The sequence below is a fragment of the Sphingomonas sp. genome (assembly GCF_040398505.1).
Classification (GTDB): domain Bacteria; phylum Pseudomonadota; class Alphaproteobacteria; order Sphingomonadales; family Sphingomonadaceae; genus Sphingomonas.
On the sequence record NZ_JBBATX010000118.1, the window covers coordinates 6,054 to 7,213 of the forward strand.

Consider the following 1,160-nt stretch of genomic DNA (forward strand, 5'->3'; position numbering starts at 1 on the left):
TACGGCCCCGGCAACACTTCCCTGCCGGAGATCCACCCTTGACCCAAGCCACCTATGACGTCGTCGCGATCGGCAATGCGATTGTCGATGTCCTGTCGCAATCCGACGATGCGTTTCTTGCGGAAACCGGCATGACCAAGGGCTCGATGCAGCTCATGTTCTCGCCCGAGGAAGCCGATGCGCTCTACGCCAAGATGGGCCCGGGGATCGAGGCGAGCGGGGGTTCGGCCGCCAACACCGTCGCCGGCGTCGCCGCACTCGGCGGCAAATGCGGCTTCATCGGTCAGGTCGCGTCGGACGAGTTGGGCGACATCTTCGCGCACGACATTCGCGCGGTCGGGATCGATTTCACCACGGCGGCGCGCGATGGCGCGCCGACCACCGCGCGTTGCCTGATCTTCGTCACGCCCGATGGGCAGCGCACGATGAACACCTTCCTCGGCGCGTCGCAATTCCTGCCCGAGGCAGCACTCGACCGCGATCTGATCGCCAATGCCGCGATCCTGTATCTCGAGGGCTATCTGTGGGATCCGGAAGAGCCGCGTCAGGCGATGCGCGCCGCGATCGATGTCGCGCGAGGGGCCGGGCGGAAAGTCGCCTTCACGCTCAGCGACGTGTTCTGCATTTCGCGCCACGGCGGCGATTTCCGCCAGCTGATGGCCGACGGGTTGCTCGACATCATGTTTGCCAATGAAGCCGAAATCACCGCGTTGATGGGCACCGACGATTTCGGCGCAGCGGTGGCCGAAGCGGCGACGCAAGTGCCGATGCTGGTGGTCACGCGCAGCGAACAGGGCGCGATCGCGGTCTCGGGCGGCGAAACCGTCGCGTGCGCCGCCGAGCCGATCGAGCGCGTGGTCGATACGACCGGCGCGGGCGATTTGTTCGCCGCCGGCTTCCTGCACGGTCAGGCACAGGGCAAGAGCATCGCCGAGTCGCTCAGGATGGGTGCGGTGTGCGCGGCGGAAATCATCTCGCATTATGGCGCGCGCGCGCAGGTCGACCTAAAGGCGTTGGTGGCAAGCAAGCTCGGGTAAGGCCGCGGTCCATCCTCCCCTCCCTTTCAGGGAGGGGAGGCGCGACGGCCAGTTCGCGACACGCATAAAAAAAGGCCGGGGAGCGATCCCCGGCCTTTTTTTGTCACGCTTTAGTTTGTCTCA

General features: G+C 65.4%; 1 protein-coding gene. It reads left to right on the forward strand.

Annotated elements, in window-relative coordinates; genetic code table 11:
- Positions 1-38: 38 nt before the first annotated feature.
- Positions 39-1,037 (forward strand): adenosine kinase, encoded by a 999-nt coding sequence (locus ABWP09_RS12420; RefSeq protein WP_353205445.1) that lies wholly within the window; start codon positions 39-41, stop codon positions 1,035-1,037.
- Positions 1,038-1,160: the final 123 nt, after the last annotated feature.